The sequence below is a fragment of the Amycolatopsis stemonae genome, assembly GCF_054781455.1.
Genome location: NZ_BAAGUJ010000006.1, coordinates 25,615 through 48,154, shown reverse-complemented (window position 1 = coordinate 48,154; position 22,540 = coordinate 25,615). Strand labels below are relative to the sequence as shown.

Here is a 22,540-nt window from a genome sequence, read left to right as displayed (position 1 = left end):
GACCTCCTTGTCGAAAGCGGGTGTCAGTCCGGCAGCCCCCACGCCGGCGCCGGGCCGAGCGCGGGGACGTCCCGGGGTGCGAAGTCCGGCCGCGCGCCGTGGGGCGTGACGACGGCGGTGCCGCCGCGCCGCAGCCCGATCGCGATCCGCCCGGGCCCGGCCGGACGCCACGGCAGCCGCCGGCCGTGCTCGTCGCGGACGTCGACGTCGCCGGTGACGCCGTGCTGCAGGACCAGGGGTTCGCCGGCTTCGCTGCGCACGCGGACGAACTCCGTCTTCCCGTCCCGGCGGGACGCGTCCACCAGGAACGCGCCTTCCGCACGCAGCCCGGAAATCGAGGCGTCGCGCCAGGTCGCCGACACCGACGGGAAGACCTTGAGCACACCCCCGGACCCCTGCATCAGCATGTCCACAACGGACTGGGCGGCGGTGATCGGGCTTTCGATCGCGAAGTTCGAGCCTTCGCGGTACATCGTGTTCGCGGTCAGCTCGGTGTCGGCGACGACGTTCCGGTCGAGGAAGAACTTCAGGTAGCGCAGGGCTTCCTCAGGTGCGTCCATCACCGACGACATCGACGACGCGGCCGCGTAGCTGTAGCCGTGCCAGGCCGTCTGGTCGGCGATCCAGTGCTTGAACGTCCGCGTCATGACGTCACGGTCGCCGGTCCGGTCCCAGACCTTCTCACGCAACGGGTACAGCCACAGCAGGTGCGAGAAGTGCCGGTGCGAGGCGGCCAGCGGGACGCCGTCGCCGATCAGGACACCGTTCGCGGGATCTTCGTGGTACGGCACCAGTTTCGCGCTGATCTCCTGCCACACCGGGACGCGCGGCTCGTCGAGCCGCAGGATCCGCGCGGTGTCGACGAGCGTGCGCGCCGCCCAGCGGATCAGCGACAGGTCGTAGGTGCAGTCGGCGGCGTCGGCGTACTCCGGCGAGCGGGTCAGCGGCAGGTGCAGGGCTCCGTCGGGACCGGCGAAGAGGAAGTGGCGGTAGAAGTTCAGCGCCTTCGCCAGCGTCGGGTACAGGACGTCGCGCAGGACGCGCCGGTCCAGGTGGTGGCGATAAGCGAGCCAGACGTTGTGCAGGCCCCACAGCAGGTTCCCGGTCTGGTCGGTCTTGGACGTCGTCCCGGGGACACCGACCGAGCGCGTGCCGCCGGGCCGCAGCCGCCAGTCCCCCGGGTGCGAGAGCGCGTAGGTGTCGCCGTCGCGGTAGGCGGGCGGCACGGACGTCTCGAGGTTGGCGTGATCGCGCCGGAAGGTCTCGGTGACGGCGTCGAGTTCGGGGTGGTTGCTGCTGTTGACGATCGGGTAGGTCACCTGGACGTTGAGGTTCCACCACACCGCGGTCCAGCTGTTGCCGACCTCGGGGAACCACGGCCCCCACTCCGACACGACCGGGCCGCCGGCGCGGGTGGCGGCGGCGATCTTGTACAGCTGGATCCAGTAGAAGCGCTGGACCCGCTTGTCCGGCACCGAAACGAAACTGCGCCGGTGGTAGTCGTTCCACCAGCGGCGGTGCCCGGCGAGCAGCACGTCCGGGTTCGTCGCAAGCGCTTTCCGGACCGCTGCGAGGGCATCGGCGGTGTGGGTCGTGCCCGGGAAGCTGTACGCGACGGTGGCGGCGAACAGCCGTCGCGCACCGATCGCGCGTTCGCGCCACGCCGTCGTGTACCCGCCACCGGCGAGCATCGGCTGCGCGCAGTACCCGTCGCCGGTCTCGGGCGCGGGGTTCGCGACGTACTCGGGTGGCTTGCGGACGGTCCGGGTGGTCGCCGACTCCAGCGGCTGGAACGCCCACGCCGCCCCGGCCTCGCCCACGCTGGGCGTCAGCGAGACGAGCAGCACGCCCAGGTCGTTGTGGATCACCGCGGAGAACGCGACCGAGCCCTGGGTCGTGGTGATCGTGCCGCCCAGCTCGGCGTTGTACAGGTCGAGCGTCCAGTCGACGGCCGTGATCGCGCCGGCCAGGGTGAGCGTGAGGTAGCCGATCGGCAGCCGGGACAGCCCGATGCCGGCCTCCCACTGGATCCGCTGGTCCTGCACCTGGGTGTGGCTCAGCATCACCTTGAGCACCTGCGGTGCCTTCCCGGCGTAGACCTGCGCACCGAGGTAGCCGTTGGCCAGGAACGGGCCCTCCTGCCAGTTCTTCGGCAGGCGCTTCCAGCGCATCCGGGCGTCCGCGGCGACGTCGCGGTGCGGGTTCCCGTCGGCCAGCGCCGGCGGGGCCGCGCGGGCCCAGAGTCCCCCGAACGCCGCCGCTCCGGCCACGACCGAGGCACCGCGGAGCACGGTACGCCGCGACACTGCGTCCATGAAGCGTCCCTTCGAATTCATACTACGTTTCACGAGGTCCAGCGGCGGCGTCCGGCCATGTTTGCAGACAGACTCCCGAAACGCCAGGGTTGTTCACCCGTAAAGCGGCAGATACATCCGATGTATCGGCGCGGAGGAACTAGCCGCGTGGCTCGGTCGTCTACCGGGTATGGCCTTGCTCCGGCGGCCCCGGCCGGTGGCGCCACCGGGGACGTTCGACCGGATCGACGACGTCCGCGGCGCGATCCGCGAGCTGTACGCGCGGCTGTCCGTGAAGACGTTCGGCACGCTCGAGCTGCCGCCCCCGCCAGGCCGCGACCCGCTCCTCGAAGCGCAGCAGGCGGCCGCGGCGATGACCCGGCACCTCGGCATCGGCGACGCGCGGGTGATCGTCGCGTTCAGCCCGCTCGGCGGGCACGTCGGCGAGGTCGAGCTGGGCCCGGGCCCCGAGTACTTCGTGACCCTCAGCCCGCACTACCAGGACGACCCGCGCGACATCCCGGCCGTGCTCGCGCACGAGGTGATGCACGTCTTCCTGCACCGCCACCGCCTCTCCCAGGCGGAGGTCTTCGTCGACACGGCCACGCTCTACCTCGGCATCGGACGGCCGATGCTGGCGGCCTACCGCGTCGACGTCCGGCAGGGGCTCGCCACGCGCCGCCGGACGACGTCCCGCGTCGGATACCTGTCGCCGCCGGAGATGGGGTACGTGCTGGCGAAGCGGGGGCTGGCGTTCGGCGAGCCGGTCCGCCCGTTCACCGGCGTCGCGGACGGCGCCTACCGGCTCGGGCACCAGCGGGCACTCGAGGACTACGCCCGGCCACCCCTCGCGGGCGCGCCCCGGCGGCAGTACGAACAGGACAGGCGCGCCGGCCGCTCGACGGCCGGCTACCGCTTCTCCGGAGACAGAGTCACCTTCGCGTGCCCGGCCTGCGGCCACGGCACCCGGCTCCCCCTGAACCGCACGGCCACGGCCCGCTGCGGCACCTGCGCCTCGACCTTCCGCTGCCAGACCTGAGCATCCGGCCGCGGCAGACCCCTAAGCGGGCAGTGGGGGCAGCGCCGGGGTCCACAGCCAGCGCTCGAAGAAGCCGTTCAACGAGCGCGCCGCGTACGCCTCCGCCATGGCGACGAACGCGTCCGTCGTCACCAGGCCGTGGCGGTGGTCGCCGGTCCACGCCTTCAGCAGCGCGAAGAAGGCCGGGTCGCCGATCTCCGCCCGCAGCGCGTGCAGCGTCAACGCCCCGCGCTTGTAGACGCGCTCGTCGAACATCCGGGCCACACCCGGGTCGGCGATCCGGACGTCGGCCGGCTTGGCCTTGATCCGGGTGTGCCACGACCGGGCCAGCGCCGCGGCGGACTGGCCGCCGGACTCCTCCGACCACAACCACTCCGCGTACGTCGCGAAGCCTTCGTTGAGCCAGATGTGGCGCCAGTCGGCCACCGTCAGGCTGTTGCCGAACCACTGGTGGGCCAGCTCGTGCACCACGAGCCGCTCGTACGTGCGGCGGCCGTCGACGTGGTTGGCGCCGAAGATCGCCATGCCCTGGGCCTCGATCGGGTCGTCGAGGTCGTCGTCGGTGACGACGATGACGTACTCCTCGAACGGGTACGGCCCGAACAGCCGCTGCAGCATCTCCATCATGCGGCCCTGCCGCCCGAAGTCGCGCTCGAACAGGCGCCGCAGCCGCGGTGGCACCGCGGCGCGCTGCGGCACCGTCTCGACGACCGACTCGATCCGCCCGCTCCCCCGGCCGAAGCCGAGGCTCAGCCGGCGCAGGCTCATCCCCGTGTGCGGGAACCAGCCGCGGCCGGTCAGCTCGATCTCGTCGTAGCGGCCGATCTGGACGCTCATCAGGTAGGTCGCCGTCGGCTCGGGACGCTCGAAGACCCACTTCGTCGTGCTGGCCGACGTCGAGCTCTCCACCAGGTCGCCGGTGACCGCGACGAAGTAGGGCGACGCCGTCGTCAGCGTCACCCGGTAGGTCGCCTTGTCCGCCGGGTGGTCGTTGCACGGGAACCACGACGGCGCGCCGACCGGCTGGCTCGCCACGAGCGCGCCGTCGGTCAGCTCGTCCCAGCCGACGTCGCCCCAGCGGCTCCCGACCGGGCTCGGGTTGCCGACGTAGTGCACCTCGATCGTGAACTCGCCGCCCGACGGGATCGACTTCGCCGGCTTGACGTGGAGCTTCGCGCCGCGCTTGAGGTACTTCGCGGGCTTGCCGTCGACGAGCACGCGGTTGATCCGGAAGTCCGCGAAGTCCAGGCTGGCGCGGGAAAGGGCCTGCGTCGCCTCCGCCGTGATCACCGCGGAGGCCGCCAGCCGGTTCGGCCCGACCTTGTAGTCGAGCGTCAAGTCGTAGTGCTTGACCCGGTAGCCGCCGTTGCCGTGGGCGGGCAGGTAGGGGTCACCGGAAGTATCCGCACCGGGTGCCGGAGCAGGAGCCTTCGAAATCACCCGTCGCGAACCTTTCCTCGTACCGACGTACCAAACCAGGCTCGCACGGACGGGTGAGTCCGGCGAGCCAGGCGGGTACTTCGTGACCTTCTACTTACCCGGCCACGCCGAGATCGGGTTCCCGAGCCAGCGGGTGTCGGCCGGCACCTCGTCGCCACGGGTCACGAGCGAGCCCGGGCCGACGGTGGTGCGGGCACCGATCCCGGCGCCCGGCAGCACGATGCCGTGCGGGCCGAGGGTGGCGCCCTCGCCGAGGTGCACCCGCGACATGCTCATGATCCGGTCGTGGAACAGGTGCGTCTGCACGACGCAGCCGCGGTTGATCGTCGCGCCGTCGCCCAGGGAAACCAGGTCGGCCTCGGGCAGCCAGTACGTCTCCAGCCAGACGCCGCGGCCGATCTTGACGCCCATCGTGCGCAGCCAGGCGGTCAGCAGCGGCGTGCCGCCGACCGAACCGATCAGCCACGGCACCGCGAGGGCCTCGACGAAGGTGTCGGCCAGCTCGTTGCGCCAGACGAAAGAGCTCCACAGCGGGTGGTCGACCTCGCCGAACTTGCCGACCAGCAGCCACTTCATCACCGTCGCGGTCAGCGCCGCGACGACGCCGGCGGCCAGCAGGGCGGGCCCGGCCAGCAGCAGCGCGACGCCGAAGCCGAACGCCGTGGCTGCCCACAGCAGCCCGAAGGCGACCGAGACGGTCAGCGCGACCGCGCACATGACCGGGATGATCCGGCACAGCTCGACCAGCGCCCGCGCCGCCTTGAGGTGCAGCGCCGGGGTGTAGGTGCGGCTCGTGTCGGCCTCGCCGATCGCGCGGCGGACCGGCAGCGGCGGCATGCCGAGGTACGACGAGCCCTTCTTCGCCTTCAGCGGCGTCGAGGACAACACACCCACGAGCCCCCGCTTCGGCACCGACCGGCCGGGCGCGGTCATCCCCGAGTTGCCGAGGAAGGCCTGCTTGCCGATCCGGGCCGGGGCGACGTGCAGCCAGCCGTGGCCGAGTTCGTAGGTGGCGACCATGGTGTCGTCGGCGAGGAACGCGCCGCTGTCGACCTTGGTCATCTTCGGCAGCGCCAGGACGGTCGACGCCTCGACGTTGCGGCCGACCTTCGCGCCGAGCAGCCGCAGCCACACCGGCGTGAACAGGCTGGCGTAGAGCGGGAACAGGCCTTCGCGGGCCATGCTCATCAGGCGCTCGGTGGCCCAGACCTGCCACGCGACGCGGCCGTGCACCGGGTGGTAGCCCTCGACCATGCCGAGGCTCAGCGCCCGGACCCCGGCCAGCACGAGCAGCATGTAGGCGAGGAAGTAGGCAGCGGTCGCGGCCGGGACGAAGATCATCGCCCGGGTGAACGCGTCGAGCAGCGTCGGCGCGCCGGAGATCGCGTAGCCGAGCACGGCGACGCCCGCCAGCGCGGCGATGCCGGGCAGGAACCCGAGGAGCATCGACGTCGCGCCGTAGACGGCGGCCCAGAAGTGCGACCGCGGCGGGCGGCTCGACGGCCACTTCAGCGCGTCACGCTCGTCCTTGGCGACGCGCGCGGCCGGCGAACCGGCCCAGCGCTGCCCGGCCGGGACGGCGCCGCGGACGGTCGAACCGGCCGCGATCTCCGCGCCCTTGCCGATCCGGACACCGGGGAACAGCGTGCTGCGCGCGCCGATGCGGGCCTCCGCGCCGATGCGGACCTTGCCGATGTGCACGACGTCGCCGTCGACCCAGTGGCCGGACAGGTCGACCTCGGGCTCGATCGCGGCGCCGCGGCCCAGCTTGAGGAAGCCGGTGACCGGCGGCGGCGAGTGCAGGTCGACGTCCTTGCCGATCCGCGCGCCGAGGGCCTTCGCGTACGTCGTCATCCAGGACGCGCCGGCGACGCTGTCCGCGCCGGAGAACTCGGCGAGCTTCTCGGCCGCCCACAGTCGCAAGTGGACACTCCCGCCACGCGGGTAGGTGCCCGGGCGGACGCCCGAGAGCAGCACGCGGGCGCCACCCGCGGCGATCGCGATCCGGCCGGCCGGGCTGAACAGCACGACCCAGGCCAGGCCGATCCACGCCCAGTTCAGCGTCGGCGCCCAGGCGAACCCGAGCAGCGCCAGGATGTTCGACAGGGCCGCGGCGAGCGTCGCCCAGCGCAGGCCGACGACCCCCATCAGCGGGATCGTGAGCAGAGTCTGGATCACGCCGGCGCGACGCGGGGTCGGCGCGATGTCGCGGCGCTCGGTGGCGGCGCCGCTCAGCGCGTCCAGCATCGCGGCCAGCGCGCCCAGCTTCGGGTGGGCGTAGACGTCGGCGACCGACACCTGCGGGTGCCGGGTACGGATCCGGGCGACCACCTGCGCGGCCGTCAGGCTGCCACCACCGTGGGTGAAGAAGTCGGCCTTCGGGTCGTCGACCGACACGCCGAGGATCTCGGCCCAGCCTTCGGCGAGCCACGTCTCGGTCGGCGACAGCCCGGCGGCGTCCACAGTGGACAGCGGCCACGGCAGCGCGGCGCGGTCGACCTTGCCGGACGTGCGCGTCGGCAGGTCGTCGACGACGGCGAGCAGCGGCACCAGCGCGGCGGGCAGGTGCTCGCGCAGCCGGTTCGCGGCGTCGTCGTGGTTGAAGGCCTCGTCACCGGGGACGACGTACCCGACGAGGACCTGGTTGCCCGCCTTGGTGCGGCGGATCGCGGCCGCCGCGCCCTGCACGCCCGGCAGGGCCTGCAGGGCGGCGTCGACCTCGCCGAGCTCGATGCGGCGGCCGCCGAGCTTGACCTGCTCGTCGAGGCGGCCCAGGAACAGCAGGCCCTCCGCTTCGGCGCGGACCATGTCGCCCGAGCGGTAGGCGCGCTGCCAGCCCAGCGACGGCAGCGCCGCGAACTTCTCGGCGTCCTTCTCGGCGTCGAGGTAGCGGGCCAGGCCCGCGCCGCCGATGACGAGCTCGCCGGTTTCGCCCATGGCGACCGGCTCGCCTTCGTCGTTGACGACGGCGAGCTGCCAGCCGGCCAGCGGCAGGCCGATGCGAACGGGGCCTTCGCCGGTCAGCTGCGCGGCGCAGGCGACGACGGTGGCCTCGGTGGGGCCGTAGGTGTTCCAGACTTCGCGGCCTTCGACGGCGACGCGCTCGGCCAGCTCCGGCGGGCACGCTTCGCCGCCGAAGATGAGCAGGCGGACGTCTTCGAGCGCGTCGGCGGGCCACAGCGCGGCCAGCGTCGGTACGGTCGAGACGACGGTGATCCGCTGCGCGACCAGCCACGGGCCGAGGTCGACGCCGGTGCGGACCAGCGCGCGCGGCGCCGGGACCAGGCAGGCGCCGTGGCGCCAGGCCAGCCACATCTCTTCGCAGGAGGCGTCGAACGCGACGCTCAGCCCGGCCAGGACGCGGTCGCCGGGGCCGATCGGCTCCTCGGTGAGGAACAGCTCGGCCTCGGCGTCGACGAAGGCCGCCGCCGAAGCGTGCGTGACCGCGACGCCCTTGGGCTTGCCGGTCGAGCCGGAGGTGAAGATGATCCAGGCGTCGTCGGCCGGCCCGGGAACGCCGTCACGGCCGCCCGGCGTGGAGTGGACTTCGATCTTGCCGTCGGTGGCGACGGCGGCGACCTGCGCCTCTTCGAAGACCAGCTCGGCGCGCTCGTCCGGGTCGTCCGCGTCGACCGGCACGTACGCGGCGCCGACGGACAGGGTCGCGAGGATCGCGACGTACAGCTCGGCGGTGCCGGAGGAGATCCGGATGCCGACGCGGTCGCCGAGGCCGACGCCGTAGCCGCGCAGGCGGCGGCCGTAGGCGTCGATCTCCTCGAGGAGCCGGCGGTAGGTCAGGGTGGTGGTGCCGTCGTCGATCGCGGCGGCGTTGGGGTGCCGCTCGGCGGTGGCGGCGACGATGTCGAGCAGGGTGCGCTCGCCGGCGCCCAGGCCGGACCAGAACAGGGCCCGGTCGGCGACCGGGGTGGTCGACGGCGCGTGCGTCACTTCGGCGACGCAGGCCAGCGGCATCGTGATTTCCGCGTCGACCTCGGGGGCCGATTCGGCGGGTTCGATCGTGACGGTCATCAGGCAGCCACCTCGACCGGAACGAAGACGTGCAGGGACGAACTATGGGCGCGCAAGCCCATCACTCACCTTCCGCGAGCCTCATCGGGCTTGCACTCCTGAATGAGGCGCCCGCAACGACCGTCCACTCTAACCGAAGATGAACGTAAGATATCTCCAGGGTCACGACGGAGTGTCGGACCTCACCGAGAACGCCCTGACCAGCGTGATCCAGGTCGCAATTTTTGGGTCACGCCGGTCAGCGCGTCAGGAATTCACCGCGTTTTGGCGGCTTTTCCGCCGATCTTCGGCTTCGCCTTCTTTTCCCGGACGCGCACATTCACCCGAACGGGGCTGCCCGCGAAGCCGAACCGCTCACGGAACTTGCGTTCGATGAACCGGCGATAGCCCGCTTCGAGGAATCCGGTGGTGAACAGCACCAACGTCGGCGGCCGAATGCCCGCCTGCGTCGCAAACAGCACCTTCGGCTGCTTGCCGCCGCGGACCGGCGGCGGGGTGGCCGCGATGAGGTCCGACAGCCACGCGTTGAGCTGGCCGGTCGGCACCCGCTGGTCCCACGACGCGAGCGCCGTCCGCAACGCCGGGGCGAGCTTGCGCACGGACCGGCCGGTCAGCGCGGAGATGTTGACCTTCTCCGCCCACGGCACCCGGACCAGGCCGCGCTCCAGCTCGCGGACCATCGCGTGCCGCCGGTCCTCGTCGACCAGGTCCCACTTGTTGAACGCCAGCACGCACGCGCGCCCGGCCTCGACGACCATGGTCAGCACCCGCAGGTCCTGCTCCGACAGCGGCTCGGCCGCGTCCAGCAGCACGATCGCGACCTCGGCCGCGTCGATCGCGGTCTTGGTGCGCAGCGACGCGTAGTACTCGGCGCCGGCGGCGAAGTTCACGCGCTTGCGCAGGCCCGCGGTGTCGACGAACCGCCAGGTGTCGCCGTCCAGCTCGACCAGCGAGTCGACCGGGTCGACGGTGGTGCCCGCGACCGAGTCGACGACCGAGCGCTCCTCGCCCGAGAGCTTGTTGAGCAGGCTCGACTTGCCGACGTTCGGCTTGCCGACCAGCGCGACGCGCCGCGGCCCCGACGTCACGGCGCCGCCTTCGCGCGGCGACTCGGGCAGGGCCTTGAGGATGGCGTCGAGCAGGTCGCCGGAGCTGCGGCCGTGCAGCGCGCTGACCGGGTGCGGCTCGCCGAGGCCCAGCGACCACAGCGACGCGGTGTCCGCGAGCAGCCGGTCGTCGTCGACCTTGTTCGCCGCGAGCAGCACCGGCTTCTTCGAGCGGCGCAGCACCTTGGAGACGGCTTCGTCGGTGGCGGTCGCGCCGACCGTGGCGTCGATCACCAGGAGGACGGCGTCCGCGGTCTGCATGGCCAGCTCGGCCTGGGCGGCGACGGAGGCCTGCAGGCCGGTCGCGTCCGGCTCCCAGCCACCCGTGTCGACCAGGGTGAACTTGCGGCCACCCCAGTAGGCGTCGTAGGCCACGCGGTCGCGGGTCACGCCCGGCACGTCCTGCACGACGGCTTCGCGGCGGCCGAGGATGCGGTTGACCAGCGTCGACTTGCCCACGTTCGGGCGGCCGACGACGGCGAGCACCGGCTGCGCGAGCGCAGCCTCCTCGGCCAGCTCAGCCGCCTCGATCTGCGCGTCGAGCGCGGCGAACTCGGTCTCTTCGGACCAAGTGCCGTCGACTTCGCCGATGCTGTCGAACTCTTCCATCTGAACCCAATTTCCCTTATGGCGTAACGAATCCGTTTTCGGCACGCCAATCGTCCAAAGTCTTCACGAGCGCCGCGAGCTCACCGCGGAGCTCTTCGGTGCCCTGGTCGAGCCCGGTCTTCCCGGGGCCGACCTTCGGCGCGAACGGCTCCCCCACGAGGATGTCCACGCGCGGGCGCCAGCGCCGCTTGCCGTCGGCCGGCTTGCGCGTGCCCCGCGTCGCGACCGGGAGCACGGTCGCGCCGGAGGCCCGGACCAGCCAGGCCGCGCCGCGTTCGGCCGCGCCGACGTCGCCCGCGCCGCGCGTGCCTTCGGGGAAGATCCCGACGACACCACCGCCTTTGAGCACGCCGACCGCGGTCATCAGCGGCTTGCGGTCGATCTCGCCGCGCTTGAGCGGGATCTGCCCGATCGCCAGCATGAACTTGCCGACGATCCCGCCGAACATCTCGGCCTTGACCAGGAACGCCGAACGCCGCGGCAGCATTCCGAAGATCAGCTGCGGTTCGATCATGGAGCTGTGGTTGGCGATCACCAGCACCGGCCCGGCGGCGGGCATGCGCTCGCGGCCGTGCACCCGGATGCGGAAGGCCGAGCGCAGATGATACCGGGCGAAGACCCGCCCGGCGTCGTGGAGCCAGCCGACGGAGCCTTCCGGCAACCCGTCAGCTTTCATCGGGCGACCTCGGCGTTGCACCCCGCCAGCAGGCCGCGGTGGCTGGCCAGTTCGCTGAGGGCGACGATCACCTGGTCGATCGACAGTTCCGAGGTGTCGACGTGCACCGCGTCATCGGCCGCGCGCAGCGGGGAGGCCGCGCGGGTCGAGTCGAGGTGGTCGCGGCGCTCGACGCTGGCCAGCGCGTCGGCGACCGACGACTTCCGGCCGGCGGCGGTGTCCTGGGTGCTGCGGCGCGACGCGCGGACGTCGGCCGACGCGGTCAGGAAGACCTTGAGCGGCGAGTCCGGCGAGACGACCGTCCCGATGTCGCGGCCCTCGACGACGATCCCGCCGCGGTGCCCCACGACGTCGTCGATGATCCGCCGCTGCCGCGCGACCAGCAGCTCCCGCACGTGCGGGACGGCCGAGACCGGCGAGACGGCCTTGGTGACCTCGGGGCCGCGGATGTCGGCGGCGACGTCGTCCCCGCCGAGGCGGATCTCGGGCCGGTCGGGGCTGGTGCCGATGCTGAAGTCGGCGCGGTCGGCGACCTCCGCGACGGCGGCCGCGTCGGCCGGGTCCACGTCCGCGCGCAGCACGGCGAGGGTGACCATCCGGTACATGGCGCCGGTGTCGAGGTAGCCGGCCCCGAGCCGCTGGGCGAGCTTGCGGGCGACGGTGGTCTTCCCGGTCCCCGACGGGCCGTCCAGCGCGACCACACCTCGTAGGGCTCCCGTCACCGGCACTCTCCTCGCGTTCTCGACCTGGCTGGGCTGCCTCCATTCTGCCGGTCGGGCCCCGGAGCGGATCAGTCGCCCCGCGTGCCGAAGCGGGCGACCACCAGCGCGAGGCGCTCGTCACGGTGCTCGGGCGACAGCCGGTGCCCGCGGTCGAGCGTGACCAGGCCGTGCAGGGTGCTCCAGAACACCTCGGTCAGCGCGCCCGCCTCCCGCTCGTCCGCGACCGGCTCGATCACCGCGAGCAGCCCGGCGAAACACGCCTTCATCACGTCCGGTGTGTCGTCCTGGGCGAACGGCAGCTCCGAAGCCAGCGTGAACATCGCGTCGTACAGAGCGGGCTTGGCTTCGGCGAACGCCACGTACGCCCGCGTCACCCCGCCGAGACCGCCTTCGCGCGCCTCGGCCAGCACTTTCGCCAGCTCGGCGAAGCCCTCCAGGGCGGCCGCGGACATGATCGCGTCCTTGCCGCCCGGGAAGTGGCTGTACAGCACGGGCTGGCTGTACTCGATCAAAGCCGCCAGCCGTCTCGTCGTGACGGCGTCCCAGCCCTCCGCTTCGGCGAGTTCGCGGGCCGCGGCGACGATCCGTTCCCCGCGTTCGGTCCGGTCGCGCACACGCCGTTGTCGCTGGGTCATGCCGAAGATGCTAGCACTGCTAGACAAACTAGCGCCGCTAAGTTAGCGTTGCTAGCAATCCTAGCGATGCTAGAAAAACTGGAGGGAACACCATGATCGTCACCGGCTACGTCCTCGTCGCGCTCGTCTCGCTCGGCATCATCTACGTCGGCCTCAACTACCTCTTCGCACCGGCGAAGATCGCCGCGGGCTTCGGCTTCACCGAGGTCCCCGAAAACGCCGAGAGCTTCCTCAACGTCAAGGGCGGCCGCGACGTCGGAGCCGGGCTCATCCCGCTGGCCCTGATGGTCTACGGCGACCCGCACGCGCTGGGCTGGGTCATCCTCACCGCGGCCCTCTGGCCCGTCTTCGACATGCTGATCGTCCTGCGCCACCAGGGGAAGAAGGCCACCGCCTTCGGCGTCCACGGCCTGACCGCCGTCGTGATGGTCGTCGCGGCCCTGCTCCTGCTGCTCGGCTGAAACCCCGCGAATCGGACACGTGGGTTACGGTGGTTGGGTGAACGTCGAAGTAACCCCTCTTCCCGGCATCGGGGTCCGCAAGGACTTCAGCACCCGTACCGGCCGCCGCATCGGCGTCGTGTCGCAGCGGGACGGCCACACCGAGCTCATCGTGTCCAAGTCGGACGACCCGGACGCCTGCGCCGCCTCGATCCCGCTGACCGCGGACGAGGCGGGCACGCTGGCCAACCTGCTCGGCGCGCCGCAGCTGGTCGCGCAGCTCACCGAGGAGCACCAGGACCTGCCGGGGATCAGCACCAAGCAGCTGCCGATCAAACCGGCCGGCCCGTTCGACGGCCGCACGCTCGGGGACACGGCGATGCGCACCCGCACCGGCGTCTCGGTCGTCGCGGTCGCGCGAGCCGGGCAGGTGCACCCTTCGCCGACGCCGGACTTCGCCCTCACCGGAGGCGACCTGCTGGTCGCGGTCGGCACGAGCGAAGGCCTCGAGGCCGCCGCCAAGATCCTGAAGTACGGCTGATCCCACCATGGACCACACCGCGCTGTCCCTGATCGAACTGGGGGCGGTCTTCTTCGTGCTGGGCGCGCTCGGGCGCCTGGCCGGCAAGATCGGCCTCTCCCCCATCCCGCTCTACCTGCTCGGCGGCCTGTGCTTCGGCTCGGGCGGGCTGATCCCCCTGACCGACATCGGCGGCTTCACGCACCTGGCCAGCGAAATCGGCGTCGTGCTGCTGCTCCTGCTGCTGGGGCTCGAATACTCCGCGGCCGAGCTGTTCACCGGCCTGCGCCGGTCCTGGACGGCGGGCCTGCTCGACATCGTCCTCAACGCCGCGCCGGGCGCGGCCGTCGCGCTGCTGCTGGGCTGGGGCCCGATCGGCGCGATGGTGATGGCGGGCGTCACCTACATCTCGTCGTCCGGCATCGTCGCGAAGGTCCTCGGCGACCTCGGCCGGCTCGGCAACCGCGAGACGCCGGTCGTGCTGTCGATCCTCGTGTTCGAGGACCTCGTGATGGCGCTGTACCTGCCGATCCTCACCGCGGTGCTGGGCGGCGTGTCGCTGCTCGGCGGGCTGGAGGCCGTCGGGATCTCGCTGCTCGTGATCACCGTGGTGCTGGTGATCGCGCTGAAGTTCGGCCGGTACGTCTCGGCCGCCGTCGACAGCCCCGACCGCGAGGTGTTCCTGCTCAAGGTCCTCGGCGCGGCGCTGCTGGTCGCGGGGCTCGCCTCGGCGATGCAGGTGTCGGCCGCGGTCGGCGCGTTCCTGCTGGGCATCGCGATCTCGGGGTCGACGGCGGAGAACGCGACGCACCTCCTGGAACCCCTGCGCGACCTGTTCGCCGCGGTGTTCTTCGTGGTGTTCGGGCTCAACACGAACCCGGCGTCGATCCCGCCGGTGCTCGGCTGGGCCGTGGCCCTGGCGGTGGTGACGACGTTGTCGAAGGTCGGCACCGGCTGGTGGGCCGCGCGCCGCCAGGGCATCGGGAAGATGGGCCGGGCCCGCGCCGGAGCGGCCTTGGTCGCCCGCGGCGAGTTCTCGATCGTCATCGCCGGCCTGGCGGTGACGGCGGGCGCGGTCGACGGCGAGCTGGCCGCACTGGCCACGGCGTACGTCCTGCTGATGGCCATCCTCGGCCCGACGGCAGCCCGGGTCGTCGAGCCGATCGCCCGTGCCCTGCAACGGAAATCGGCCACCAAGACGGCTCCGGTCGAGGCGAACTAGCGCAGGTCCGCCCGGCTCGCCGACGGCACGAACGCGCCGCCGTCGAGGGCCGGGTGGGTCGACGCGGCCGGCAGGACGCCCGCCACCGGCACGGACACCGACGTCCGGGCCAGGTCCAGCGTCACCCGCCCCGGCTGGGCCGGGCCGCGGATGAAGCTGCCGTCCGTCCCGCCGACGATCAGCGCCAGGGCGTGACCGCGCGGCACGACGTGGTCCGTGGCCGCCAGCCGGAACGTCATCGTGTACGCCGTCCCGGGCGTCAGCGGCCGTTCCTGCGACAGCGACGCGTAGTTCGCGAGGTCCGCCCAGCCGCGGCTGAGGATCGTGTAGTTCACCTTCTTCACGTCGGCCGACGTCACGCGGTAGCAGGCGTCGTCGCCCGGCGTCGACGATCCCCAGCAGTTCTCCGAAGTCCCCGTCTTGATGCCCTCGCCGCTGCCCGCGAAGTTGCGGATCGTCGCCGCGCCGAGGTCCACGAGGATCGCCGACACGCGCGCCGAGGACGTGCTCGGGGTCGCCGTCACGGTGATCGTCGAGATCCCCGAGACCTGCAGGTCCGACCCCAGCGTCCCGGTCGAGTAGGTCAGCGCGGCGCTGCCCGGGCTCGTCACCCAGGTGTCCTCGCCGACGTTCGGGTTGTCGGTGAACGACGCCGTCCCGGTCGCCGCCGAGGTGCCCAGCGTGCCGCCGGTGTGCGGCCGCAACGTCGTCGCCACCGCGTTCGCCGCCGGATACGCGCTCTGGTCCGCCCACTGGTCGGGCTGCCGCTCGACGCTGGCCTGCGGCCCGTTCTGCACGCCGTTGTCGATCCCGAGCAGGTAGTGGTCGAACCACCGGTGCAGCAGGTCGACCCAGTCGGCGCGCCGGTAGTCGAACGGGTCGACGTGCCCGGTCTGCGACAGCCAGATCTTCTTCTCGACGTTCAGCGCGGTCCACCACTGTCCGAAGTGGATGGTCTTGACGTTGAGGTCGTTGACGCCGTGCGAAAGCAGCACGCTCGCGCGCACGTTCGCCGCGTGGGAGACGTAGTCGCGGTCCGCCCACAGCGGCCCGTAGTCGCCGTTCGCCGTCGCGCCGGCCGTCAGGACCTGGTTCTGCGCCGAGCAGTTCTGCCCGCTGTTGCGTGCTTCGACGGTCTGCGCGAGGCCGGCCGGGTTGAAGCCGAACGTGGCGCCGTCGGAGCGGTAGTAGTCGTACCAGGAGCTGATCGCCGAGATCGGCACGATGGTCTTCAGCCCGGCGACCCCGGTCGCGGCGACGCCGTTGGCGATCGTGCCGTCGTAGGACTTGCCGATCATGCCGACGTTCCCGGTGGTCCAGCTCGCGCTCACCGCATTGCCGCCGGTCTTCGCGCTGTAGCCGGTCGCGCGGCCGTTCAGCCAGTCGACGACCTTGCGCGCCGAGTCGACGTCCGAAGCCCCGCCGACGTCCGCGCAGCCGGCCGAGCGGTTCGTGCCGGCCAGGTCGACGAGCACCACGGCGTACCCGCGCGGCACGAAGTAGTTGTCGTAGAAGAGCGGGAACTTCACCGGTTTCCCGGCGCTGTCGTACGACTTGAGCTCGCTCTCGTTGCCGCGCCCGCAGCACGAGTAGTACGGGCTCGCGTCCATGATCACCGGCACGCCCGAGGTCAGCTCGCTCGGCCGGACGATGTCGGCGGCGACGCGGTCGGGCTGCCCGTCGCCGTCCCCGTCGTGGCCGATGTCGACCCACACGGTTTCGCGGATCGCCTTCGCGTAGTCGTAAACCGGTTCGCTCGCCGCCGGCGCCGCGGCCGCGGGGACGACCGCACCTGACAGGAGCACCGCGAGGACCCCGAACACCACCCCGAGTCGCATGCCGGTCACGCTAGCGAGCCGGTCCGGCCGCCCGCCACGGCGGAAAGTGGGTAGCTTGGCGGACGTGACGGAGTCCCTCCCGGCCGTGAGCCGCACTGCCATCGGCGTCGCCGGTTTGCGCGCCTACGAAAGCAGCCGCCCGGACAGGCTGTTCGACGACCCGTACGCGGCCGCGTTCTTCGAGGCCGGCCGCGCGGCCCTGCCCGGCTCGAACGCCGGCAACCTGGGCACGCTGTTCTACCCCCAGGTGGTGATCCGCACCCGGTTCTACGACGACCAGTTGCTCGGCAGCGACTGCACCCAGGTGGTGCTGCTCGCCGCCGGGCTGGACACGCGGGCGTTCCGCCTCGCCTGGCCGGTCGGCACGCGGCTGTTCGAGCTGGACCTGCCCGAGGTGCTGGCCTTCAAGGACGACGTGCTGGCCGCGCAGCACGCGTCGCCCGCCTGCGAGCGGGTCGTCGTGCCGGTGGACCTGCGCGAAGACTGGGCCACGGCGCTGCGTGGACGCGGGTTCGACCCGGCCGCGCCGACCGCGTGGCTGGCCGAGGGCCTGCTCATGTACCTGACGCCCGAAGAGGCGGAGCGGCTGCTGACCACCGTCGGCGAGCTGTCGGCGCCGGACAGCCGGATCGCGTTCGAGCACCGGCCGGGCACCCCGCCGGACAGCCTGATCGCCCGCGCGAAGGCTGCAGCCGGCGGCGAGCACGTGACCTCGCTGTGGCGCGGCGGGCTGGGCGGCCGCGCGCCGGAGTGGCTGGCCGCCCACGGCTGGGAGCCGTCGACGGTCACCCGCGCCGAGCTGGCCGCCGCCTACGGCCGCCCGTCGGACGACGACGCGACCGCCGGCGGCTTCGTCACCGCCGTGCGGTGACAACCGGGGCTTCGCCCCGGGCCGGGGGCTTCGCCACCCGGACTCCCGAAAACCGGCTCAGAGCTCCACGTTGCGGTAGAGCGCGCCCACTTCGCCCTTGGTCAGCCGCCGGATCGAGCCGACGCGCTGGTTGCCGAGCTGGACGTCGCCGACCGCGGTGCGGACCAGCTTGAGCACCGGGTGGCCGGTGTCCTTCAGCAGCCGGCGCACGATGTGCTTGCGGCCCTCGTGGATGACGAGCTCGACCAGCGACTTGCCGGAGTGCATGTCCTTCACGCGGAACTGGTCGACCTTCACCAGGCCGTCCGGCAGCTCCCAGCCCTTGCGCAGCTCCTTGCCGAGCCCGCGCGGCACGAGGCCGTCGACCTCGGCGAGGTAGGTCTTGAGCACCCGGTAGGACGGGTGCATCAGCCGGTGCCCGAGGTCGCCGTCGTTGGTCAGGAGCAGCAGGCCCTCGGTGTTCTCGTCGAGCCGGCCGACGTGGACGACGCCCGGCGTCTCCTCGTAGCGGCCCATCAGGTACTCGCCGACGCAGGGGCGGCCGCGGTCGTCCGACATCGTCGAGTGGACGCCCTTGGGCTTGTTGAAGGCGAGGTAAATCAGGTCGTCGCGCAGGTTCACGCGGGTGCCGTCGACGTGGATGATCGCCTCGTCGGGGTGCACGCGGCGGCCGAGCTCGGTGACGATCTCGCCGTCCACCTCGACCCGGCCGGCGGCGATCAGGTCCTCCGCCGCGCGCCGCGAGGCGACGCCGGCCTGCGAAAGCACCTTCTGCAGCCGGACGCCGTCGGGGTGTTCACTGGATGTCATCGATGGTGTCCACTTCGGGTAGCAACGGAGCGATCGCGGGCAGGTCGTTCAGTGACGACAGCCCCAGTCGCTCCAGGAACAGCTCGGTCGTCACGTACAGCGTGCCGGTCGTCTCGGGGTCGGTCCCCATCTCTTCGATGAGGCCACGCGCGAGCAGCGTCCGGATCACGCCGTCCACGTTCACGCCACGCACCGCGGCGACCCGCGCACGGGTCACCGGCTGCCGGTACGCGATCACGGCGAGGCTCTCCAGCGCGGCCCGGGTCAGCTTCGACCGCTGGCCGTCCAGCAGGAGCTTCTCCACGAACGGGGCATAGACGTCTCTAGTGTAGAACCGCCACCCTTCGCCGACGCGCCGCAGGTCGATCCCGGAGGCCCGGTCGGTGAACTTCTGCGCCATGGTCCGCAGCGCGACGACCACCCGCGCCTTGGGCTGGTCGACGGTCTCGGCGAGCGATTCCTCACTGGCCGGGGAGTCGACGACGAGGAGAAGGGCTTCGAGCGCGGCTTCGAGAGCCTCGTCGGTGGTGACGTCGGGAAGCGAGCCGGAGTCCCCGGCGGCGACGAGGTCCGACTCGGGATCAGCAGGGTCGAGCGCGTCTCCGGAGTCCGCGGACGCGGCGCTTTCCCGTGAAAGCGACGGCTCGGGCTCGTCGGCAGGGGTCTCCTCGGCGGGAGCAGGCTCGTCGGCCGGAGCCTCCTCGGCGGGAGCCTCGTTTGCGGGCTCTTCCACCGCAGGTGCCTCCGCGACCAGCGGCTCGAGCGGCTCGCCGTCCTCGGTGACCGGCTCGCCGGACAGTGCCTCGTCCAACGCCAGCTCGGCCGCGGCCTCGCCCGGCGCGTCGGCCGCGGGCGTCTTGTCTTCGGGGCTCACCCGTACTCCTCTTCGTCTCCGGCGGACCGGTCCAGCTCGGCCGCCGCGGAGGCTTCCGCCACCGAACCGCCCGTCCAGCGGACGTGCAGCTCCGCCAGGGCCTCCGTCTGCTCGAACTGGACCGTCGCCTCGCGGTAGAGCTCCAGCAGGGCCAGGAAGCGGGCCACGATCTCCACCGTGTGCTCGCAGTCGTCGACCAGCTCACCGAACGTCGCTTGGCCGCGTGAGGCCAGCTTCACCCGCAGCAGCGCCGCGTGCTCGCGCACCGAGATGCGGCCCATGTGGATGTGCGCGATCGACACCGTCGGCGGCGGCTTCGGGCGGAACACCGCCACCGCGATCTCGGCGAACTTCTGCGGCGTGACGCCCAGCATCACCTCGGGCAGCAGCCCGATGAACCGCTCCTCCAGCGCCACCGACCTCGGGTACCGCCGCAGCGCGCCCTGCTCCAGCTCGCCGAACAGCGCCGCCACCTGCTTGTACGCGCGGTACTGCAGCACGCGCGCGAAAAGCAGGTCACGCGCTTCCAGCAGCGCCAGGTCGTCTTCGCTCTCGACCTCGGCCGACGGCAGCAGGCGCGCCGCCTTCAGGTCCAGGAGCGTCGCCGCGATGACCAGGAACTCCGTCGTCTCGTCGAGGTTCCAGTCGGTCCCCAGCGCCCGCGTGTAGGCGATGAAGTCGTCGGTGACCTGGTGCAGCGCGACCTCGGTGACGTCGAGCTGGTGCTGCGAGATCAGCTGCAGCAGCAGGTCGAACGGGCCCTCGAAGTTGGCCAGCCGCACCTTGAACTTCGACGTGCTCAGTTCCTCGGTGTTCAGGCCCTCGGGGATCATCCCGCCGTGCACCGTCTGGTGTTCTTCGGGAACCTCGTCCGCCGGAGCCGGTGCCGGGGCAGGCTCGTCCATCAGCCCTCGGTTTCGCCGCCGTCTGAGCCGACCACCCGCAGCCGCTGGACCAGCACCGACTCGTCGCCGTGCTGGTCGAAGTCGGCGAGGAGCACCGCGACCGCCTCGCGGACCAGCCGGCCACGGTCGACGACCAGGTCGTGCTTCGCGCGCAACGTCAGCCGGGCCTGCTCCATCGCCAGGAGCTCGTCGCCGGAGACGTAGACGGTGATCTTCGCGTCGTGCTTGGTCCGGCCGGACCCGTGCGGCGCCGCGCTGCGGGCGAGCTGCTCGGCGCGGCCGTTACCCGCGGGCTTCGGCTTTTCGACGGGCTCGGCGGGCGCGGGCGGCGCCTGCGGGGGAAGGTCGAGGGCGGGGCTGGCGGTGCTGGTCGTAATCCTGAAGAGTTCCGACGCTCCGGGCAGGGAAGCGCGCCTGCTCACCGAGCGATCACCTCACGGGCCAGCTGGCGGTACGCCGCCGCGCCGGCCGACTTGGGCGCCCAGCTCGTGATCGGCTCACCCGCGACCGTCGTCTCGGGGAACCGCACGGTGCGGTTGATGACCGTGTCGAACACGGTCTCGCCGAATGCCTCCACCACGCGAGCCATGACCTCCTTCGAATGCAGGGTTCTCGGGTCGTACATGGTGGCGAGAATCCCGACTATGTCCAGTTTGGGGTTGAGGCGTTCCTGCACCTTCTCGATGGTGTCGATCAGGAGGGCGACGCCTCGCAGACTGAAGAACTCGCACTCCAGCGGGATGATCACGCCGTCCGCGGCGGTCAGCGCGTTCACCGTGAGCAGGCCGAGCGAGGGCTGGCAGTCGACAAGAACATAGTCGTAGTCGTTCATGACCGGACGAAGGACCCGTAACAACGTGTGCTCGCGCCCTACCTCAGCGACGAGCTGGACCTCCGCCGCGGACAGGTCGATGTTGCTCGGCAGCAGGTCAACGCCGTCGACGCGGGTTTTCATCAGCACGTCGGTGGCGCTGACCGACCGCTCCATGATGGCGTTGTAGACCGTGTGGTCCAGTTCGTGCGGCTGGATGCCGAGACCGACGGCGAGCGCGCCCTGCGGGTCGAAGTCGACGAGCAGCACCTTGCGCCCGCACTCGGCCAGCGCCGCGCCCAGGTTGATGGTCGACGTCGTCTTGCCGACGCCGCCCTTCTGGTTGCACATCGCCATGATCTTGGCGGGCCCGTGCTTCTCCAGCGGCGGCGGTTCGGGGATCTCGCGGATCGGCCGGCCGGTGGGCCCGATCCCCTCGAGCTTCACCTTCTTGCCGTTGCGCTCCTGCGGGTCGTCCCCGTCGTGGACGGCCGGTGTCGCGATCTTGACGTCGGTCAGGTTCGCCGCCGCCGACCCGGCGGACTCGGCCGGGTGGGCCGGCTGGTTCGGTGTCGACATGGCGAGAAGGCTCCTTGTTCGTCGCGTCCGACGCAGCCTATGCGCGGAGCCGGAGCCCCGGCAAAGCAACGCGCCGGACTCGACGGGGCAATGTCACTCGACCGTCGGTGCAGCTTATGAAGGCCTTTCGGCGTTTCCAGGGCCGTCTAGCCCAGTGCCCGCGGGTGGGCAGTCGCGTACACCTCGCGCAGTGTGTTGACCGTGACCAGCGTGTACACCTGTGTCGTCGTCACCGAAGCGTGGCCGAGGAGTTCTTGGACGACGCGGACGTCCGCGCCGCCTTCGAGCAGATGCGTGGCGAAGGAGTGGCGGAGCGTGTGCGGCGAGACCGCGGCGGCGATCCCCGCTCGTTCGGCGGTGTCCTTGAGCACCTGCCACGCGCTCTGGCGCGAAAGCCTGCTGCCGCGGGCGTTGAGGAACAGCGCCGCCGTGCCGCGCCCGTGCGCGGCGAGCGCGGGCCGCGCGCGGACGGTGTAGGCGTGCAGCGCGGCGAGCGCGGGACGGCCGATCGGGACGAGCCGCTGCTTGCCGCCCTTGCCGTCCAGGAGCACCGTGCGTTCGCCGTCGTCGACGTCGTCGATGTCGAGCCCGACGGCTTCGGAGATCCGGGCGCCGGTGGAGTACAGCAGCTCGAGCAGCGCCCGGTCGCGCAGCGGGCGTTCGCCGTCGGGCGGCGGGGTCTCCAGCAGCCGCAGGACGTCGTCGACCGGCAACGCCTTGGGCAGCCGCTTCGCCGGCGTCGGCGGGCGGACCTCGCGGGCCGGGTTGTGCTCGGTGAGTCCTTCGGCGTGGGCGAACTTGTGCAGCCCCCGGACGGCGACCAGCGCCCGGGCGGCCGATGACGCGGCCAACGGCCTGTGGTCGTCGTCGCCTTCCCGGAGGGCGGCGCCGAAGGAGGTCACGTGCGCGGGCGTGACGTCGACGATCTTGGCGACGCCCACGCCGTCGAGGTGCGCGGCGTACCGGCGCAGGTCACGGGCGTAGCTGTCCAGGGTGTTGCGCGCGGTCCCGCGTTCGACGACCAGGTGGTCGAGGTACGCGGCGATCACGTCGGCCGTGCTGCCCGCGCCTGCCACGCGGAACACCTTAGGCCGCCCGGGGTCCGTGACCCGGCAGAAAC

The 22,540-nt window shown here is 71.8% G+C and carries 19 protein-coding genes; 5 read left to right on the top strand and 14 right to left on the bottom strand.

The genetic code is table 11. The annotated features are described in order from the left end of the window. Positions 1–23: 23 nt before the first annotated feature. Positions 24–2,315: a glycosyl hydrolase family 95 catalytic domain-containing protein gene (locus tag ACYVLJ_RS22890; RefSeq protein WP_460440216.1), complete on the bottom strand. Its 2,292-nt coding sequence runs from the start codon at positions 2,313–2,315 to the stop codon at positions 24–26. A 169-nt stretch (positions 2,316–2,484) separates the two neighbouring features. On the opposite strand from ACYVLJ_RS22890, the gene ACYVLJ_RS22885 reads away from it, so the two are divergent. Then, positions 2,485–3,333 (top strand): hypothetical protein, encoded by an 849-nt coding sequence (locus tag ACYVLJ_RS22885; protein WP_451986969.1) that lies wholly within the window; start codon positions 2,485–2,487, stop codon positions 3,331–3,333. A gap of 21 nt (positions 3,334–3,354) precedes the next feature. On the opposite strand, the gene ACYVLJ_RS22880 is transcribed toward ACYVLJ_RS22885, so the two are convergent. From ACYVLJ_RS22880 to ACYVLJ_RS22855, 6 genes are all read right to left on the bottom strand, one after another. Next, entirely contained in the window at positions 3,355–4,773 is a 1,419-nt protein-coding gene (locus ACYVLJ_RS22880) for a M1 family metallopeptidase (RefSeq protein WP_460440215.1), read from the bottom strand. Positions 4,774–4,863: 90 nt separating this feature from the next. Beyond that, a complete protein-coding gene (locus tag ACYVLJ_RS22875) occupies positions 4,864–8,802 on the bottom strand; it encodes a non-ribosomal peptide synthetase (protein WP_460440214.1) in 3,939 nt (1,312 codons plus the stop codon). Between the two features lie 254 nt (positions 8,803–9,056). Continuing rightward, on the bottom strand, positions 9,057–10,517 hold the full coding sequence (der, locus tag ACYVLJ_RS22870; RefSeq protein ID WP_451986974.1) for a ribosome biogenesis GTPase Der: 1,461 nt from the start codon (positions 10,515–10,517) through the stop codon (positions 9,057–9,059). Between the two features lie 16 nt (positions 10,518–10,533). Then, positions 10,534–11,193 (bottom strand): lysophospholipid acyltransferase family protein, encoded by a 660-nt coding sequence (locus ACYVLJ_RS22865; RefSeq protein WP_460440213.1) that lies wholly within the window; start codon positions 11,191–11,193, stop codon positions 10,534–10,536. Then, a complete protein-coding gene (cmk, locus tag ACYVLJ_RS22860; protein ID WP_460440594.1) occupies positions 11,190–11,894 on the bottom strand; it encodes a (d)CMP kinase in 705 nt (234 codons plus the stop codon). Before cmk ends, ACYVLJ_RS22865 begins: the two co-directional genes overlap by 4 nt. A gap of 89 nt (positions 11,895–11,983) precedes the next feature. Further along, a complete protein-coding gene (locus ACYVLJ_RS22855) occupies positions 11,984–12,529 on the bottom strand; it encodes a TetR/AcrR family transcriptional regulator (protein WP_451987038.1) in 546 nt (181 codons plus the stop codon). A gap of 113 nt (positions 12,530–12,642) precedes the next feature. Between ACYVLJ_RS22855 and ACYVLJ_RS22850 the strand changes: the two genes are divergently transcribed. The 3 genes from ACYVLJ_RS22850 to ACYVLJ_RS22840 are packed head-to-tail and all read left to right on the top strand — an operon-like array spanning position 12,643 to position 14,732. Continuing rightward, entirely contained in the window at positions 12,643–13,011 is a 369-nt protein-coding gene (locus ACYVLJ_RS22850; protein ID WP_460440212.1) for a DUF4267 domain-containing protein, read from the top strand. 37 nt (positions 13,012–13,048) lie between these two features. Next, complete coding sequence (locus ACYVLJ_RS22845) at positions 13,049–13,531, top strand: cation:proton antiporter regulatory subunit (RefSeq protein ID WP_257926529.1); 483 nt, start codon at positions 13,049–13,051, stop codon at positions 13,529–13,531. A gap of 7 nt (positions 13,532–13,538) precedes the next feature. Beyond that, entirely contained in the window at positions 13,539–14,732 is a 1,194-nt protein-coding gene (locus ACYVLJ_RS22840; protein ID WP_451986980.1) for a cation:proton antiporter, read from the top strand. Here the strand turns inward: ACYVLJ_RS22840 and ACYVLJ_RS22835 are convergent. After that, the gene (locus tag ACYVLJ_RS22835) at positions 14,729–16,570 is read right to left on the bottom strand and encodes a Xaa-Pro dipeptidyl-peptidase (protein ID WP_460440211.1); all 1,842 of its coding nucleotides are present in this window, start codon (positions 16,568–16,570) and stop codon (positions 14,729–14,731) included. The two genes, ACYVLJ_RS22840 and ACYVLJ_RS22835, sit on opposite strands and share 4 nt — an antisense overlap. Positions 16,571–16,634: 64 nt before the next feature. On the opposite strand from ACYVLJ_RS22835, the gene ACYVLJ_RS22830 reads away from it, so the two are divergent. Next, a complete protein-coding gene (locus ACYVLJ_RS22830; protein WP_451986984.1) occupies positions 16,635–17,441 on the top strand; it encodes an SAM-dependent methyltransferase in 807 nt (268 codons plus the stop codon). 57 nt (positions 17,442–17,498) lie between these two features. Here the strand turns inward: ACYVLJ_RS22830 and ACYVLJ_RS22825 are convergent, their stop codons facing one another. From ACYVLJ_RS22825 to xerD, 6 genes are all read right to left on the bottom strand, one after another. Further along, entirely contained in the window at positions 17,499–18,251 is a 753-nt protein-coding gene (locus ACYVLJ_RS22825) for a pseudouridine synthase (RefSeq protein ID WP_451986986.1), read from the bottom strand. Then, positions 18,238–19,125, bottom strand: a complete 888-nt coding sequence (gene scpB / locus ACYVLJ_RS22820) for an SMC-Scp complex subunit ScpB (protein ID WP_460440210.1) — start codon at positions 19,123–19,125, stop codon at positions 18,238–18,240. The genes ACYVLJ_RS22825 and scpB overlap by 14 nt, the downstream gene beginning before the upstream one ends. Beyond that, a complete protein-coding gene (locus ACYVLJ_RS22815; RefSeq protein ID WP_451986990.1) occupies positions 19,122–20,030 on the bottom strand; it encodes a segregation and condensation protein A in 909 nt (302 codons plus the stop codon). The genes scpB and ACYVLJ_RS22815 overlap by 4 nt, the downstream gene beginning before the upstream one ends. Continuing rightward, a complete protein-coding gene (locus ACYVLJ_RS22810; RefSeq protein ID WP_451986992.1) occupies positions 20,030–20,452 on the bottom strand; it encodes a cobyrinic acid a,c-diamide synthase in 423 nt (140 codons plus the stop codon). The genes ACYVLJ_RS22815 and ACYVLJ_RS22810 overlap by 1 nt, the downstream gene beginning before the upstream one ends. Continuing rightward, the gene (locus ACYVLJ_RS22805; RefSeq protein WP_451986994.1) at positions 20,449–21,420 is read right to left on the bottom strand and encodes a ParA family protein; all 972 of its coding nucleotides are present in this window, start codon (positions 21,418–21,420) and stop codon (positions 20,449–20,451) included. The genes ACYVLJ_RS22810 and ACYVLJ_RS22805 overlap by 4 nt, the downstream gene beginning before the upstream one ends. 146 nt (positions 21,421–21,566) lie before the next feature. Further along, positions 21,567–22,469 carry a site-specific tyrosine recombinase XerD gene (gene xerD / locus ACYVLJ_RS22800; protein WP_460440593.1) on the bottom strand — a complete coding sequence of 301 codons (903 nt, stop codon included), beginning with the start codon at positions 22,467–22,469 and terminating at the stop codon, positions 21,567–21,569. Positions 22,470–22,540 lie beyond the last annotated feature (71 nt).

Excerpts from the sequence above, each read along its gene's own strand:
- ACYVLJ_RS22890 (WP_460440216.1), bottom strand. The coding sequence starts at position 2,315 with ATGGACGCAGTGTCGCGGCGTACCGTGCTCCGCGGTGCCTCGGTCGTG.
- ACYVLJ_RS22885 (WP_451986969.1), top strand. The coding sequence starts at position 2,485 with ATGGCCTTGCTCCGGCGGCCCCGGCCGGTGGCGCCACCGGGGACGTTC.
- ACYVLJ_RS22875 (WP_460440214.1), bottom strand. The coding sequence starts at position 8,802 with ATGACCGTCACGATCGAACCCGCCGAATCGGCCCCCGAGGTCGACGCG.
- der (WP_451986974.1), bottom strand. The coding sequence starts at position 10,517 with ATGGAAGAGTTCGACAGCATCGGCGAAGTCGACGGCACTTGGTCCGAA.
- ACYVLJ_RS22865 (WP_460440213.1), bottom strand. The coding sequence starts at position 11,193 with ATGAAAGCTGACGGGTTGCCGGAAGGCTCCGTCGGCTGGCTCCACGAC.
- ACYVLJ_RS22850 (WP_460440212.1), top strand. The coding sequence starts at position 12,643 with ATGATCGTCACCGGCTACGTCCTCGTCGCGCTCGTCTCGCTCGGCATC.
- ACYVLJ_RS22840 (WP_451986980.1), top strand. The coding sequence starts at position 13,539 with ATGGACCACACCGCGCTGTCCCTGATCGAACTGGGGGCGGTCTTCTTC.
- ACYVLJ_RS22835 (WP_460440211.1), bottom strand. The coding sequence starts at position 16,570 with ATGCGACTCGGGGTGGTGTTCGGGGTCCTCGCGGTGCTCCTGTCAGGT.
- ACYVLJ_RS22825 (WP_451986986.1), bottom strand. The coding sequence starts at position 18,251 with ATGACATCCAGTGAACACCCCGACGGCGTCCGGCTGCAGAAGGTGCTT.
- ACYVLJ_RS22815 (WP_451986990.1), bottom strand. The coding sequence starts at position 20,030 with ATGGACGAGCCTGCCCCGGCACCGGCTCCGGCGGACGAGGTTCCCGAA.
- ACYVLJ_RS22805 (WP_451986994.1), bottom strand. The coding sequence starts at position 21,420 with ATGTCGACACCGAACCAGCCGGCCCACCCGGCCGAGTCCGCCGGGTCG.